Origin of the sequence: Parasediminibacterium schistidii (assembly GCF_046546515.1) — a bacterium.
Taxonomy (GTDB): Bacteria; Bacteroidota; Bacteroidia; order Chitinophagales; family Chitinophagaceae; genus Parasediminibacterium.
In genome coordinates this window covers 1-16,477 of sequence record NZ_JBKHKJ010000011.1, presented here as the reverse complement: position 1 = coordinate 16,477, position 16,477 = coordinate 1, and the positions used below count along the sequence as shown (strand labels likewise).

The window sequence follows — 16,477 nt, the reverse complement described above, 5'->3', positions numbered from 1 at the left end:
GTTATAGCTATATTTTCTTGACTAGCCTTTTTACCAAGGTTGCATTTTTTGCATCCTTGGCTAATAGATAAGTATATTTATAATCAATAGCGTTGTAAGATGTGGGAGAGCTATTGATAAGGTAAATATTGCGGTCGTTTGCAAATTTCAAAATGCCTTTTACGTTTGTAGGGTGCAGCTTCCCTATTTCGTCCATCATGCAATGCAGTATAAAATCATCCTTTTGTTTTTTAGATGCCCGCTCTTTAAACACGTTTAGTAGCATGATATTGATCATGGCTTTTACCAGCACATCCGTCCCGTCCGAACCTACGTTTGATAATTTTTCTACCCAATCTGTGTCGTTGTCATTCTCCACGATACGGAATTGCAACTCAAAGGAATCGGACAGTGTCATTTTTTTTTCTTTGGTGGCGGACATTTCTTTTATCAGTTGTTTCAATAGGCTGATGGCTTTTTCGTTCTTGCTTGCTTGGTTGCCAGACGAAAAAAGGTTGGGCTGGCCAAGTTCAAAGGCATTTTCATCATTGAATATTTTGATTTCTTCCAGCAACTGGAAAATTTTATTGGCACTTTTTACCGTTCGTAACTCCATCCTTTTGATTGCACCTACAAAATTTCGGGAAACAAAGTCTTTGTTGATGTCTGTGATAACCCCATGTATTTCGCCCTCTTTTGCTATTAACTCATTTGTTTCCTTGCCTATCTGCCGGATAATGTGTGCAAACCTTTCCTGTACCCTTTTTACATATTCGCCAATTTTATCTTCTTCCATGAATATTTTCAATAGCTCGGCAAATGCAAAATATTCATCCTCGCTACTGAATTTTGTTTTGAAATTGAAAATGTTGTTTTCCTGAAAATTCCCGGCAAATTTGTTTATGGCTTCCTTTAACTCATCAGTTCGACTGATACCGTCATAATATTTTTGAGTAAGTTCCTCTATAATGGCTTTGCACCTTTTGCTGGTTTTATTGGCTTCGCTAAATGTGTCAATATAATTACTAATGGGTTGATAAGCTTTTGAACGTTTGAATTCCTCATAAAGCGCCACATCTTCCTGAAAAGCATTTAATATATTGGCAAGCCTGTTTATTTTTGCTGTTGTTTCATTGATACTATTTTGCAACTCCCCTTTTGTTTTATTGTAGTTGGCAAGTTCAGTTTCCAGTTTATCTTCTGCTAATTTCTTTCGGATTTTAAATTCGTCAAGATGGTCAAATAATTCACTCTTGTCTTTCTCATAGTTATAAACTACTCTAAGATTCGCGTCAATATAGGCCAACTCTTTTTTGATTTCAGCCAGTGCTGTTTCTATTTGGCTAATCCTTTTGGTATCAGCACCTTTGTTATCTAACTCAGCCTTTTGTTGTGCTTTTAATTCAGCAGCCCTTTTTTCTATTTCTATCCTTTTTTCACGGATGTTGTTGTCAATTAAAGCAACGATTTCTGCCAGCTTCTTTTCTTCGACCTTTATCTTGCTTTCTTTCTCTTTTTTCTTTGCATCTATCTGCTTGTTGATGTTGCCTTCTAATTGGGCTAGGTTCTCCTTTGCTTTTATCAATGCCTCGCTTGCTTCCGCAATGGCATTTTCTATTTTTTGGAGGGCCTCTTTTTTCTCCGTTTCTGCACGTTTGTTCCAATCCGCTAATTGCACCGTATAGCTATCCAATTGTTGCTGGCTTTGGCTTATGCCGTATTCCTCTGTTTGTATGCTTTCTTTCAACTCCCTGATCTTGGGCTGGAACTTCTTTTTCAGTTTTTCCAAGTTGTCGTTCAGTGCTTCATCCAGCGAGGCAATGTTTTTTCTTCCGGCAGCTATTGCTTCGTTTAGCCCTTCTTTTTCACGCTGGTAGTCCGCAACTGTTTTTACGGTTTTGCTTATCTCTACTAGGTCAATGTTTACGCCATAAAAGTTGGCTTCGCCCGTTGTTGCTTTTTGGGGGCTTAGGCCGGGATGGAACAATACATTTTCCTCATCTATTATTTTCCCAATATTGTTTTCCCAGCCAAGCATTTGCTCATTTAGCCAACCATATAAGGAATCCTTGCTATTTTCAATTTTAAGGTCAATTGCGATTGCCTGTTGCTTGTATTTTTCTAGTGCCTCATTTTGTTTGTCTATGTTCCTGTCAAAGTCGGCTTTGGTTTTGGTTTCCTCCAACCCCCATTCCCTTTCGGTATTTTTGCATATTTCGCCATTTTGGCGGATGGTATGCTGTGCTTCTGCAATGCTGGCTTTTTTTGCAGCTATGTCCGCTTCACATTCTTTTATTTCATTTTCATAATGCCGCTTATGCCTAGCTTCAGCTAGTTTAATTTTAAGGGAAGATATAACCGAGTTTTTTTCATCAACAAAGACCCGTGCAGTTGCCAATGCTTCTGTCTGTTGGCTTCTTATTTCCTCATAAATACCCTCATATTGTTTGCCAAGCCTTTCTTTAAATGTGTTTAGCTGGCTTTGCCCGTTATTCTTCTCTGTTTGTTTTTCGTTGGCAAAACTTGCCAAACTGTTCTCCAATTGTTGCAATAATGCACTATACCGTTGGTCTATTTCCATGAAATTGGAAGTAAGGATAGTTTTTTCCTGCTCTAGCTGTTGCTGCTGTGCCACCCAGCTATCTTTCCTGGCAACTTTGGCTATTATGGTCTCAATATCTATTGCCTTATATTCAGTTTGTTTGGTTCTAATCTCTTTTAGTTTGCTATCAATTATATTAAGTTCCTTATTTATCTTTCCTTCCTTTTCTTTGAAAGCCTCACCTATTTTGTATAATCGTTCTTGCAGTTGTTGTTGCTCATCTTCCCTTTGCCTTTTTTCTTTTGCATATTTTGGTTGTTCCACTTCCATGTTGGCTAATGACCAGCCGAGTTGCCCGGCCAGTTCATTTTTCTGGTTATTCAAATATCGCAGTGCTAAAAAAACAGTTGAAACGGCATTTGCTTGTTTGTGCAATTGATTTTCGGCATTCCTGTTCTTGTCTGTCCAAAGCCTGATGTCGTTCAGGTTTGCCTCAAAATCTTTTAGGTGCGTGTGCGAATACGTGGTGAGGTCTATGGTGGTTTCCTCCTCGTTCAGCGATTTGATGATGGTTTCTTTAATAAACTCAGCATCCAGCTTCGCATTCAGGAATACATTTTGGATGGTGCGGGGTATATTTTGGTACTGCTTGCTTTCTAATATGGCATATTTCCTATATTCCGGTGGCAGCCCTTTGTTGTTGCCATACAAGATGTTGCGGTATTCCTCGTAACTATTGATGATTTTGGTGTAATTGATATGCTTGCCAAAAATATCTCTTGTTTTGTCCCATGTGGCAAATACCATCCCCTCACTATCGATAAAAAAGGCTGGTGAGTATGCTGCATCAAAAAAACGGAACGCTACCCTGCCTTGCGATTTGAAAGCCAATATGCAAAAGGACCCAGTATCTTTCATTACTTCATAAATGATATAGGAGTTGGGGTAAGGGAAATAATGCTCGTCAAAAGTTTTCTTTTCTTTCGGTATGCCCAGCCGCAGCTTGTCTGCATTGTAAAAGAATAAGATTGCTCGCAGCAACGTGCTTTTTCCTACTCCTTGTGTGCCAATAAAATGCACGTTCCCGTCCAATTCCACCTCGGCATAGCGGATGGAACCATTGGCACTATTGATAAAAATGATTTTACTTAGCGATGTCATTGATGATTTCTTGAGGTATATGAATGCACATTATCAATTCTTCCATGTACTTAAAGGAAGCCAATACCTTATAAGTTCCCGAGTTTGCGTTTTCTATTTCTATAAAACAATCCTTTTCCAATATGTCGAAAATCTTTTCCAGTATTTCGGTATTCTTTTCTTTGTCGGTAATTTTTTTGAGCCCATATAGTTTTGTTTCCAATTCTGCATCCGTTTTTAGCCGAACGATTATCTCGGCAATGGAAACCCGGTAACCCGAGCTAAAGGCATTGTCGTAGGTTTTTAGGAAATCTAGTATATCAATCCATTTTTCGGCTGTTTTTATTTTTCTTTCCAAATCTGCTTTCGATTCCTCCCTGCTGAAATAGAAATATTCATCGCCTTTTTCCAAGGCAAAATTGATGTGCTTGAAATAGTTGTACAATACCTCATGGTTTTCTTCTTCCTCAATAATGGAATAAAGTTTCCTTTTGGTACTGTCTGTACTGTTGGAGCATATAAATTGCCCTTTGCTCAGTATGTCAAAAATATCGGCTGTTTGTGGCGGCATTTGCATGTTCAAATCATTTATTTGGGGTAAACCATCGTCAATTCGGTTTGGTTCTTAGTTTCTATTTGCTGCGATATTTCAAAAAGGGCTTCAAACTGCGATACCATCTGGCAATAAATGGTTACGCTTTCGTCAAATGAAACCTCTTTTGCAAAAGTGTAGCTACTAATGAAATCGAACAAGTTATTACCCGATGCAAGAAAGCTGTTTTTTACTTCTTCCAAGTTTATGAAAATTTCCTCTGCTATTTGTGCCCCTAGGTATTCAGGGGCAATATTGCCTGCAAGCGCTTGTTTTATGGTTGCCCCAGTTTTATTCCGGGAGGCAACTTTTTCGATGATCAGGCGTACTTCCTCATCCGATAGCAGGTAACCAATCGATAATCTTAATGGATAAGAAGGGTTTGGTTCAAAAACAAGGGCATTTTGTTGTGCCAGCACCATTTTAAAATTAGTATTTGCCTCAAGGGTAAACTGGTCTTTCAGGTATTTAACTTGCCGTAGTTTTTCTATAATGCTACTTTGATATTTTATTTGGTTCAGGAAGTCTATAATTTGCTTTTCTATATCTATTAGGTTGTGCGTGCATTTGCCCAATTGCAACCTTAACTGCGTAATGATGCTGCCCAATTCCTCGTCCAATGCCGACTTGAAAAAGGTAACTTCTTCATTCGTTACTAGTTGCTCGGTTTGTTCTATTAAGGCACTAATGTCCAACCGCTTCCTGTCCAAGGTTTCCAGTTTCGCCTTTTTTATTTTATAGTTGGGCTCGTTTTTAAAAGTAGTTTCCAGGTTCCGCTTCAAGTCCACCACATTTCGCAGTGTGATAGCCCCTATTTTCCTGAGTGTGTTTTTAATGGTGCGCAGGTAGTTGTACTTGCGTTGATCGTTGTTTTCCTCTAAATAATAATTGATATTTTGTTGTACGCTCTGGATATTTTCATTGATGTAGGAAACATTTATTTCGTCGTTCACTTCCAATATTTGCTCAAAGAATTGTAGGAACTGGTCGTCAATTTCCAGGAATTGCCCATTTTGCCTAATAACGGCATGGTCAATCAGGTAATCCAGCCTTTCTTGTTTATGCTCTAATAGTTCGAGTGCAAAATCTAGCTTATAGGAAAGGGACGTGCGTTTTTTAAACATTTCTGCAAGTAAGTCCCGCTCCCTGTATAAGGCTGATAATAATTCTTTTATATTGGAAAAAGTATTCATTTAATAAGTCACAAAATAAGGAATTAGATTGGATTTAAGAACTTAAAGGCATTATGTGCTTGTTACCTACATTTTTATGATGCTTATTGAATATGATGGTTTATCCATTAGTAATGATTAAACTATTTGTTACTACTCACAAAATTGAATATGCTTTTTTGCACGAAAGGCACAAAAACACGAAGAGGTAGGTTAAAAGGTATTGCTAATATAAATCTTCTTCTTTTTTCTTCTTCCCTTAAAACTTCGTGCCTCTTTTTGCTTTCGTGCCTTTGTGGCAGATAAACCAAATTTGCATCAAAGTACTAACCACTATTTAAACTGCATCGACAATGAAATGATATTGGACACCAACTCCGTTGATTGCGTATAATGCCCATACCTCAACTCCAATGAAGTTAGATGCGTTTTCAAAATACCATCGGGTGGCGTAAGCTTTATGCCCGCACCCATGTACTGGCTAGTTAAAGCCGATAAGGCATAATTGCTGGTGAAATAGGTGTCTGTAGCTAAGTGCTTGCCATACGCCGCAAAATAGTCTACTGCTGTTTGGGTATAAAAACGGTAAAAAGGCGATACGGAAAAGAAAGGGGTAATCTTTACTGGTATTTCTACCTCAGCGGTATGGGCGGTTAATCCCCAATCATCCTTGTAAAAACGGTAGTAACTACGTATAATAACCCTATCCCCCGCAAAATAATTCAGGCGTAGCCCTATGGGTACTTTCAGCCTATTGGAAGGCAGATTTTCTACTCTTTCTGAATTGTCAATAAAAAATACCCTGTGGAAAGGCAAACCCAAGTATCCGTTTTGCTCCACTACATCCACATTAATACTGGCCTGCATCCGTTTATTGATAACCTGCGAAAAGGTGCCCGATGCCGAAAAAGTATTCCGAGCAGAAGATGGGATATTGCTTTTTCCTTCTCCTCCACTGCTGGCGGAGCTAACTACTGTGCTTGCAGGTACCAGTTCCGATGGATAAATCATTTTTACCTGGTCTAAGTAGGCATTTACTTTACCATCAAACTGACCATTATGTTTGTTCTTTTTAGAAAAAGACATATCCAAACCAAAGGAGTGGTAATTGTATTCTGCTGAATAATAAGCGCCAATACCAAAGCTGCTGCCTTTGTCCTCATTTTCCCGCAACCATTCCAAAGAAGGGTATACCCTTGTTCCATCTTTTTTAGATGCCCCTGTTTTAGATACATAAGCCTGCGAAGCAGCCGTATGGTGGTCCAGCCCAAGTCCCGCAGTAATAGTATGCTTAATATTAGACATATCCCTGCCCACAAACTTCACACTAATCCCATTCGCCAAATCTGTTACATGCTCATTGCCAATCCCACCAGTAACGGCAGAGTGTATACCTTCCTGGGTATAATAGCTGGAAACCAGGTTTACTTCTTCCAGTTTTAACGGCTTCGATTCGTATATGGTATCAGGCAAACTTTGCCCAAAACCCCTAAACATGGAAAAATAAATACCCACCAGCGCCAAACATATTTTCTTTTTAGACATAATGAATTTGTATCAGGATTGAAATAATCAAGAATAAAAAACAACTTAACCAAGGAATGCTTCCTTCCAAGCGAAGGCTTCCATAAGCGTACAACTTAAAACGTATAACGTACCACTTACGCCTTATCCCTTATGCCTTACGCCTCAATTACACCCACACCCCCCGCCACTCTTCCCCCCATTGGCACCCGAAGCACCTTCACGGTAAGTCATGGCATTCAGTTCGTTCTTTTGTACCGCTCTTGCGGACAAGGTCATTTCAGAATCATTGATCCTGCTTTTCTGATATTCTTTTACCTGACTACAAGATGAGGCTGCAAGGGCTGTACCTGCGGTCATGAGTGCGAAGAATAAGGGCTGTTTTTTGTTCATGTTGCTTAATTAAAATGGATGTTTTTTGAGGTATATATCTTATTGTTGTCGTCTATCACAATAGCTTCTATGTTCTTGATTTGATTAATCATATCCAACCCTGCACGGATGCCCATGATGGTTACCGGGGTAGCCATGGCATCGGCAATCTCGGCATTGGTGGAAATGATGGTAACACTCTTGATGCCTTTAACTGGCAAGCCAGTGCGGGGGTTGATGGTATGCGAATATTTTTTGCCTCCTATCAATACATATTTTTCATAATTGCCCGAAGTAGCCACCGCCATATTGGTAATATCCATGTAAGAAAAAACATGCGCTGAAAAATCTGGGTTGGCAATGCCGATTGTCCACCGCGAACCATCTGGCTGGTAGCCCCAAGCGGTAAGGTCGCCCGAAGCATTTACTATGCCACTTGCCACGCCCGCTGCCTTCATTGCATCTTTTGCACGCTCGGCAGCATAGCCCTTGCCAATACCTCCAAAACCTATCCGCATCCCCGGTTCTTTTAAAAAAATACTGCACTGTTCATTGTCCAATATGATATTCCGGTAATTAATCAGCCGTACCATTTGTTTGGCAGTCTCCTTATCGGGGAGTGCTTGCATGGAAGTATCAAAATTCCATAGCTTCTTATCTACTGACCCATAACTAATATCAAACGCCCCTTGCGTCACAGATGATATGCGTAGCGACCGCTCCACCAATTGAAACATTTCCCTACTTACCGCCACGGGCGCAATCCCAGCATTGGCATTAACCATATTGGTTTCGCTATCATCGCTATAGGTGGTTAGTAACGTTTCTATCCGCCTTATTTCGGCAACACCTACTGCTATCTTTTCATTCGCCCATGCCTCATCATCTGCCACCACACTTATTTCAAAATGGTTGCCCATCAGCTTCATGCCCTGCTTATATGTTTGCAATTGGCTCATTATTGTGGGTGCTTGTCATTGTCTATGGCCTTGGATATATCCAGTATAAAATCATCTATCGTACCTTTGGGAAAGCCATCCCATTGTTTCACCACCTTGCCGTTTTCATTGGTAAGCACCGTAAGGGGGAAACTGCCTTTGGCATTGTATGTATCCGCCAGCCCATCGTTTATTTTCTGTTGCGCTTCGCTCAATTGGTTCTTCTTCTGACGGGGGAAGTTGGCATTCACCATTACCAGCATGGTATCGGCAAACTTTTGGAAGCCATCGCTGGCAAAAATTTCCTTGTGCATCCTAATGCAAGACCCACACCAGTCAGACCCGGAAAAATTCAGCAAGATATATTTATGCTCTTTTTGGGCAAGCTGCTTGGCTTCGTCAAAATTGTAATGCCAGTTTACAAAAGACGAAAGGAAAACAAAAAGGACTAGGACAAAAGCTATTCTTTTCATACTAAGTAAGGGATTAGTGAACAATCTTATTATTAAGAGGTTCAAGGTACAAACATTGATGCCTAGGGCAACGTTAAGAATTACTTAAGTAATTGACATTTCTGATATTCCGTAAAAAAATAACCCAAAAAAACCTCGCTGAAATACAATCATTCATCGTTACAATTCAGTGTTTTTTTGCATTATAGAGTAAGCATTCCCCGATATGAAAAAGTTATACTTCATTCTTTTATTCATTACCACAATTGTCAAAGGCCAGCAAGCCGACATCCTCATTAAAAATGGTAAAATAGTAGATGGTACAGGCAATTCGTGGTTATATGGCGATATAGCTGTGACGGATGGGAAAATAATGGCAATTGGACATCTTGAAAATTGGAAAGCTACCAAAACCATAGATGCCACTGGCCTTATTGTTGCTCCAGGTTTTATAGATGTACACACGCATATAGAAAATCAGGAAAAGAAAGACCCAGAAGCTAAGAGTTTTATCTATGATGGCGTTACTACTGTTATAACGGGCAATTGTGGCGATTCGCATACCAACATCAAAAAATATTTTTCCTTTTTGGATAGTTTAAAAACCTCTATTAATGTTGGTTCTTTTATTGGTCATAACGATGTGCGAAAGGCTGTGATGGGTACCTCTAACCGGACCCCTACCGAAGCAGAAATGCAGCAGATGGAAGGCATTGTTGAACAAGCGATGAAAGATGGTGCGGTTGGATTTTCCACAGGCTTAATTTATATACCTGGCACTTACAGCAAAACGCCTGAAGTAGTTCGCCTTGCCAAAGCAGCAGCCAAATATCATGGTGTGTATGCCAGTCATATACGCAACGAAGCTGATAGCGTAGTCGCTGCTATAAATGAAGCGCTGAACATTGGTCGTGAAGCACATATGCCCGTGGAAGTTTCCCACTTTAAATTGGTTGGCGAACAAAACTGGGGCAGAAGCAAGGAAACGCTGCCGCTGATTATAAAAGCAAGGGAAGAAGGTATTGATGCCACCATAGATCAATATCCTTACACTGCCAGCAGTACTACAATAACAACTATGCTTCCTTCATGGGCATTGGCAGATGGGCAGGACAGTATAAAAGCCCGCTTACAAAACGAAAACAGCCGCAAGCGGATTATAGCTTTTGGTATTAAAACTTTAAAGAAACGAAGTCTGGAACATTTCAGCTATGCCGTGGTGGCCAATTACAAGGCAGATACTAGCTACAACGGAAAATCAATAGAAGAAGTGAACCAAATGATAGGCCATCCGCATACCGCCGAAGAAGAAATGAAAACCGTGATGGATATTGTTATAAATGGTGGCAGCAGTATGGTTTTTCATGGCATGTGCGAGGAAGATGTGCAGAATATTATGAAATACCCGTTCAATATGTTTGCAAGCGATGGTGGCATAAGGGTTATTGGCGAAAGCGTACCGCACCCCCGCTCCTACGGCACCAATGCACGGGTTCTGGGAAAATATGTAAGGGAATTGAAAATAATACCTTTGGAAGAAGCCATCAGGCGTATGACGAGTCTACCCGCCCAAAAATTCCAACTAAAAAACATGGGCCTTTTGCGTGAAGGGTACAATGCAGACATTGTACTATTTGACGAGAAAACAGTAAGCGATATTGCCACTTACGACAAGCCGCACCAATATTCTGTAGGTTTTAAATATGTGATTATCAACGGTAAACTAACTGTAGAAGATGGCAAACATAATGGGACAAGAAGTGGCAGGACGATAAGGAAGGGATAAGTATAAAAATATTGGCATTTCCTCTTGGATAAAGTCACTTGCTATCTATATGGATTTTTAGAAGGATTAATCCTTGAATCGTACATATTCAGCAATACAAGTCTGTTTTTAGATACTTTATAATATAGCCTGTTGTGTTTTGTTATCAAAATACCTCTAACATTAACTATTTTGGGCGACGCAACCCCTAGATATGGTTGTAATTTTAGAATATCTATCTTGGAATAAATTGTTTTAAGAAAATTGGCAGCCACAACTTCCCCCCATTCTTTTTCCAGATATTGGAATACAGCTTCAAAACTCTTTAAAAATTGTTTTTTATAGATTACTTCATAAGCCATTTGGCAGTAGCTTTTTTAAATTCATTTTCAGATAGGGTATCTTTGTCATCTGGCTCATTTGCTAGGTTTTTAAGTTCCTCAAGCTGATTAGGTGTTAAACCCACCGTAATATCACTACCATTATGTTTAAAATAATCAATATCATTTTTTAATACCTGTAATAATGCCTCGTCCTCAATGTCCTCTACCATCCCAATCACTATTTCTTTTAATCCAGATGTCATAACTATTGTTTTTAAATATGAACTGCTTATAGCAAAAAGTATTTACTAATACAAATATAATACAATGACAAAGATTATTTATAGCCTTTTAAACAAGCTTTAAATCCAAAACTACTGTTTTGCAATCAACCCCAACAACGCACTAAAATCAATATTGGCAACAGCTTTGTCCATCAAATCCTTTCCTCCTTCCATTTTTATAATGATGTTATATACGGTTAACTTATTGGCATTAGCAGGGTAAACAGCATTGGTTGTTTCTGCATCAAAGCCACCGCCAGATTTGCCCATTAGCGGGTTGGTAAATTTACCTAAATAAATGGCACACCTACTCTTTGTCCAGTTGCCATCATCTTCCTTAATAATAGGTGAATAGATTTCAAAAGCAGCCCCATTAATGGCGTGGGTAACTACTGTTTTGTCTTTGTCGGCTAGTTTCAGTTCCGTTTCTGTATTGTTGGATGGGTTGATAATTACGGTAAGGTACAGGTTGCTTTCTGCTTCCAGTTTCTTGAGGTCAGGGGCATTTTGATTGATATTAGCTGCAAAATCCTGTACAGCCTTAGTGTATTCCTGCATGGATATTTTCTTTGCCTGCATTAATTTGCTGATGGAATCTATCATTGTCAATTGCTTTTTCCTGTTGGCATCGGCATCTTCCGTGAAGCCCATCTGGCTGTTGTCGGGTATTTTTATAAAGCGTAAGCCGTAACGGTCATCGCTGGTAAATAGCTTTTTGTGCGCATCAATACCTGTCAACCAGTTATGGTAATAATCCGATGAGCAGTAAGGTCGTTGCTTTACCGGCACATCAATATTTGTACATCCCGCCATCATTGTAATATTGATGGCACCTGCTGGTAGAGGCCTTTCCGGGCTATTGTAATTTACATTGGTAAACAAACCAGACATTGACTTTTGCACAGCATCAAATATTTTATTGTTCAATGCTGTTTCACAAGCGGAGGTTGTCCTTACATTATTTTCTTGGTCATATACCGTAGCATAAATGGTAGGGTCGCAATTACAACCTGGCAATATATCAGACTTAATGAATTTAGGTTCCCGATAAAAATGCCCTGTGCCTGTAATAGTACCAAAACCCAGCTTTTCGCCATTGCCTATTGAGTTGCTCATTTCTGCAGTGCCACTAAGTGCAAATGAAATTTCAGCGTTGGTAAAACTATTGATGTGTACATGCAGCGGTTTGTTTTTATCGCCTAGTTGCACATTGTAAGCGGGTGCGGTAATATAATAACCTGCATTTTGCAGCATGATTGCATCCGAGTCGTTGGATGTTAAGGTATAAAAGTCAAAATCATTGGCTGTTTCGTTGAAAGTGAGGAAGCCCACATTAAAATTGGGCACATCGCCATAACCTTGGTCGGGCATAGTGTTAAAATGCCTGGCACCTGTGTAGGGGTTTACAAACCAATAGCCATGCGGATTATCAAACTTAAACAATGGTTTTGTAAAAGATATGGTTACAGGTTTTACGCTGGTGTTTTGCGGCGTGAAAGTAGCAGTGAAGCTACCCGTTTGTGCCATGCAGGTATTGCACAGCACAATTACCAATAAGCAAAAAAATATAGGATTAGGCAACAATCTAAACTTTCCCATGGCTTTAAGGTTTATTGTATTCGTTAATGATATTCCACCAAACTTTTAAACGGTGGTCGTCTGTAGAAAAAGCGGCATAGAAAACGCTTTTGTCTTTCTTTTTAATCTTTGCTGCCAGGTCTGGTTTATCCTGCACCATCAGGCTAACTTTTTCATCAAAATGCGGGCAGAAAATATTATCCTGAAATCCGTACAACACATCTTCTTTACCACTAGGCAGCGATAAAAGATATAATAGCTGCGTTTTTAATTCCTTTTTGCCAGTAGTGGTATTAGGTTCAAGCGTTTTGCTTTCGTATAGGTACATTTTAATTCGGCTATCCGGCGAAGTAAGCAATTTTACAATCGCCTTTTTATTCGTGCCAATGGCTATGCCGGGTACATTAATAAACTTGGTTTCAAAAAAATCGTCACCAATCTGGAAGTTTTTTACATCTTCTGGCTTGTAATAATCAAACTTGGGAGAATCGCCTTCGGCAAAGCGGATACATACATCATTGTTAGGATTGTAAGGTTGTTTTTCAATGCTAAGCCAGCCGTCGTGTTTTGTATTGTCGTTAAAATACAAGGTTGCTTTTTCTGCACGCCTAGCACTTATTGGATATTGATTATTATTCCCTTGTCCACCATATTGGGTGTTACTATTGGCTTGCCAGTTTGGGTCATCAAACTGGTAAATCTTAATCGTACTGGCATCTGCCGGTAAATGTTGCTGTGGGATAAAATTGGCGCCATACTTTACTGAATTAGACAATCTGGCACTTCCAAAAACAGCTGCGGAAGGGAAGTTTGTATTGTTGTACGCATTGCCTGCCCAAGCAAAACCCATGGATACTGCCCCAAAAGCTAGGGGTATTTTATCCGTAATCAATTGCCTACCCGAAACAAGCGAGCCTATCTTTTGCCCATCTACAAACAAGTTTACGTTGATGCCATCGTTTACTGCGGCAATATGATGCCATTGATTATCATTTATTCGCACCCTATCGGAAAGGAAAATCTGGTCGCTATTGTTGCTGGAAAAACCTTCCCACATGCCTATATAGCCATAATTAGTATTGATGGAGAAATCGCCGGAGTTATAGCCATCGGTGATATTGCCAAACAAAGCAGGCCGCTGCCAGTAAGTATTGCTGCCGCTGTTTTCTGTTGTTTTTACCCAAAACTCGAATGTAAAAAAGCTAGCCCTATTAAATAACCCAGTTTCGGTTATAATGGGCTGCGCATCTGCTTTATTGTATTGCGCAGATGCATTTATCAAACAAAGCATACCAACTATTGAAAAAAGGACAACCGCCATTTTCTTCATACTTGTACATTGTTCCATAACAAACGTTTTACCAAATTTATAGGAAATTATAGATATTGTTATTTTTCTTAACCCAAAAACTTTCGTTTTTATCGGCCTTGGTTATGCATGCTCCGTCAACGAAGCGAGGGGTACGCGCCATAAGCACGCACCAGCAGCACGAAGTTTGACGTGCGCAAGCGGGGAACTACAGCCGAAGGTTTCAACGTCCTGCCACACTTGTAGCAATACCCCTGTTGTGTGCTATACTTCTCTCTTACATGAATAGCTGTTATATTTTGTCAACCACCCAATTTTTAAAATCCTCTATGGTATAGAATAATTGATCTGGTTCTAGCTCTTTTAATTTTTCAGGCTCAGCAGTGTTAGCCCATGCTGCTGCAACAATCGGTACTCTAACTTTTTTACTGGCTAAGATGTCACTGGGTGCATCTCCTACATAAATTACTTCATTGCTCTTTATGTCTTTTAGTAAGTTTAAAATAATCTGAATGCCTTCTGCTTTTCTTGCTCCACTTGGCGAACCAGTTTCAATGATTTCAAAAAAATGAGTAAGGTTAAAATATTTTAAAGAAATTTTTGTACTGTGTTTTCCTTTACCCGTTACCATTGAAATATGAACTCCTTTACTTTTCAAAGCCTCCAGGACTTCTTTGATGCCATCAAAAGGAACAGGACACATTTCGTGTAGATTTTCATAGAAATGCAAATAGTCTGAAACTCCTTTGTCGTAGTGATTAGGTGCCAATGCCATAATCGTCCCCTCTTCAGAAGGTCCAAAGGTTGCAATAATTTCAGCGTCAGAAATAGAACGATTAATAAGAGGTTCAACCGATTGTCGAAATGCCTGAATGCAAAGAGGCAAGGTATTACCTAAAGTTCCATCAAGGTCAAAAATTACAGCTTTAATTTTTTGCATTTGATTTTGAGGTTAATTTTAAATAGAATATGACACCAGATAATGTCGCCGTAATGCCATTGGCTATCATTAAGGGTGTGTCTTTAATAAATATACCGTAAAAGAACCAACATATAGTTCCAAAAAAAAGCATTGAAAAAGTGCTTATCGAAAGGTCACTTGTTGATTTTGTTTTTATTGTCTTGTAAGCTTGGGGTATATAAGCACCAGTCGTTAAGATAGCTGCTATTATTCCTAAAATTGAGATAGGGGTCATATAAATTATCAAAAGTTTGAGATGTCAAATAGTATAGCACACAACTAAAAAGGCTTGGCGTTTGTTGGGGAATTAGAATTCCGTCAGCCCATAACCGAAGCCCAATGATTGCAATATTGCTGATGTTTTATTCATAAGCCAAATTTATAACGTCAAGCCCGAACTGAAGCACAATAATGAACAAATGTTGAAGCTATATTCTTCAAGCCCCAATAATGCCAAACCTAGTTATTGGCTGCAGCCCTTCGTTTTTTGTAGGTTGTTGTCAATTATAATACTATTCAATGTCAATATTGTATTTCATAAGTAAGCCAACAATGCCAGCTGATGAAAATTTGGCTTTCTTTATTTTGTTTAACTCAGGGTCAAACGAATAATTTAATGCACTCCGAAAATCAGTTTTTTCAAGATTTGTTCGCATAAAAGAGGTATTGAGAAGGTCACAATTTTTAAAAACTGCCATTGATAAATCTGTTTCAGAAAAATCAACTTCTTTTATAGAACAGTCAATAAAACTTGTCTTCTTCATTTTCATTTTGAAGAAAGAAGAATAGTCAAGATGACAGTTCAGAAACCCAACTGACAAAAGGAAACTATTACATTTGCTAAAATCTATACCCATTAATTTACAGCCAAAGAATTTTATATTTTTTAGTCCTGCATCTTGCAATATTGTTAGAGAAAAATTACAATTTTGGAAATTGCAATCCATAAAATCATTATTACTCAAATCACTTTTTGTGAAGTTACAATTTATAAATTCACAGTTAAGAAATTGTCGATTAGATAATTTCTTTTCAGAATAGTCAATATTTTCAAACTTTTTGTCTTCGTATAATACTATTTCCATTATTAAAATTAAAAAAACAATTTTTTAGTGTCCAAATGGGGTTGCATCCAACTCATAAATATACGCACCTCAATTTCGCCAATCATCCAAAAATAAGTGTATTGCTGCATCTTTTAAAAATCTGCACCTTATTATTTTAATATCTGTTACTTGCTGCCAACTCTTCGCAGCGTACCCTCAACCCTTCACCGCCCACTTCCAATTATCGGCAGCGTTTCCCCAACAGTTCGCAGCTAACTTCCAACCATTCGCAGCACCCTTCCAGTCATCCGCAGCCCACTTCCAACCGCTGGCAGTACGCTGCCAATCATTCGCAGCGTTTCCCCAACAGTTGGCAGTACGCTGCCAATCATCGGCAGCCTTTCCCCGTTTTAGCCACGTGCACTAGCTGGGATTTAAACTTTTTTATTTCTGTGCTTCTACAACTTGTGAGCGACCTAAGCGAATCCACACGCCACAGG

General features: G+C 39.1%; 15 protein-coding genes. 1 reads left to right on the top strand and 14 read right to left on the bottom strand.

The genetic code is table 11. The features are described 5' to 3' along the window. Positions 1–7: 7 nt before the first annotated feature. The 7 genes from ACHFIY_RS08055 to ACHFIY_RS08025 form a co-directional block, all read right to left on the bottom strand. The gene (locus tag ACHFIY_RS08055) at positions 8–3,682 is read right to left on the bottom strand and encodes an ATP-binding protein (protein WP_410845565.1); all 3,675 of its coding nucleotides are present in this window, start codon (positions 3,680–3,682) and stop codon (positions 8–10) included. Further along, positions 3,666–4,232 carry a condensin complex protein MksE gene (locus ACHFIY_RS08050; protein ID WP_410845564.1) on the bottom strand — a complete coding sequence of 189 codons (567 nt, stop codon included), beginning with the start codon at positions 4,230–4,232 and terminating at the stop codon, positions 3,666–3,668. Before ACHFIY_RS08050 ends, ACHFIY_RS08055 begins: the two co-directional genes overlap by 17 nt. Before the next feature lie 17 nt (positions 4,233–4,249). After that, positions 4,250–5,446: a hypothetical protein gene (locus ACHFIY_RS08045; RefSeq protein ID WP_410845563.1), complete on the bottom strand. Its 1,197-nt coding sequence runs from the start codon at positions 5,444–5,446 to the stop codon at positions 4,250–4,252. Positions 5,447–5,758: 312 nt separating this feature from the next. After that, the gene (locus ACHFIY_RS08040) at positions 5,759–6,970 is read right to left on the bottom strand and encodes a DUF3570 domain-containing protein (RefSeq protein WP_410845562.1); all 1,212 of its coding nucleotides are present in this window, start codon (positions 6,968–6,970) and stop codon (positions 5,759–5,761) included. A gap of 144 nt (positions 6,971–7,114) precedes the next feature. Next, on the bottom strand, positions 7,115–7,309 hold the full coding sequence (locus ACHFIY_RS08035; RefSeq protein WP_410845561.1) for a DUF4266 domain-containing protein: 195 nt from the start codon (positions 7,307–7,309) through the stop codon (positions 7,115–7,117). Between the two features lie 38 nt (positions 7,310–7,347). Beyond that, positions 7,348–8,280, bottom strand: a complete 933-nt coding sequence (locus tag ACHFIY_RS08030) for an FAD:protein FMN transferase (RefSeq protein WP_410845560.1) — start codon at positions 8,278–8,280, stop codon at positions 7,348–7,350. Continuing rightward, positions 8,280–8,732 (bottom strand): thioredoxin family protein, encoded by a 453-nt coding sequence (locus ACHFIY_RS08025; RefSeq protein ID WP_410845559.1) that lies wholly within the window; start codon positions 8,730–8,732, stop codon positions 8,280–8,282. The genes ACHFIY_RS08030 and ACHFIY_RS08025 overlap by 1 nt, the downstream gene beginning before the upstream one ends. 205 nt (positions 8,733–8,937) lie before the next feature. Here ACHFIY_RS08025 and ACHFIY_RS08020 point away from each other — a divergent pair, with 205 nt between their 5' ends. Further along, positions 8,938–10,497, top strand: coding sequence for an N-acyl-D-amino-acid deacylase family protein (locus tag ACHFIY_RS08020; RefSeq protein WP_410845558.1), 1,560 nt, complete (start codon positions 8,938–8,940; stop codon positions 10,495–10,497). Positions 10,498–10,538: 41 nt separating this feature from the next. On the opposite strand, the gene ACHFIY_RS08015 is transcribed toward ACHFIY_RS08020, so the two are convergent. The 7 genes from ACHFIY_RS08015 to ACHFIY_RS07985 form a co-directional block, all read right to left on the bottom strand. Further along, the gene (locus tag ACHFIY_RS08015) at positions 10,539–10,838 is read right to left on the bottom strand and encodes a type II toxin-antitoxin system RelE/ParE family toxin (protein WP_410845557.1); all 300 of its coding nucleotides are present in this window, start codon (positions 10,836–10,838) and stop codon (positions 10,539–10,541) included. After that, positions 10,823–11,062: a hypothetical protein gene (locus ACHFIY_RS08010; protein WP_410845556.1), complete on the bottom strand. Its 240-nt coding sequence runs from the start codon at positions 11,060–11,062 to the stop codon at positions 10,823–10,825. Before ACHFIY_RS08010 ends, ACHFIY_RS08015 begins: the two co-directional genes overlap by 16 nt. Positions 11,063–11,173: 111 nt before the next feature. Further along, entirely contained in the window at positions 11,174–12,682 is a 1,509-nt protein-coding gene (locus tag ACHFIY_RS08005; RefSeq protein WP_410845555.1) for a hypothetical protein, read from the bottom strand. Between the two features lie 4 nt (positions 12,683–12,686). Further along, positions 12,687–14,009, bottom strand: a complete 1,323-nt coding sequence (locus ACHFIY_RS08000) for a LamG-like jellyroll fold domain-containing protein (protein WP_410845554.1) — start codon at positions 14,007–14,009, stop codon at positions 12,687–12,689. Between the two features lie 253 nt (positions 14,010–14,262). Further along, positions 14,263–14,910 carry an HAD family hydrolase gene (locus tag ACHFIY_RS07995; protein WP_410845553.1) on the bottom strand — a complete coding sequence of 216 codons (648 nt, stop codon included), beginning with the start codon at positions 14,908–14,910 and terminating at the stop codon, positions 14,263–14,265. Next, entirely contained in the window at positions 14,897–15,166 is a 270-nt protein-coding gene (locus ACHFIY_RS07990; RefSeq protein WP_410845552.1) for a SemiSWEET family sugar transporter, read from the bottom strand. Before ACHFIY_RS07990 ends, ACHFIY_RS07995 begins: the two co-directional genes overlap by 14 nt. A gap of 277 nt (positions 15,167–15,443) precedes the next feature. Next, complete coding sequence (locus ACHFIY_RS07985; RefSeq protein WP_410845551.1) at positions 15,444–16,016, bottom strand: pentapeptide repeat-containing protein; 573 nt, start codon at positions 16,014–16,016, stop codon at positions 15,444–15,446. Positions 16,017–16,477: the final 461 nt, after the last annotated feature.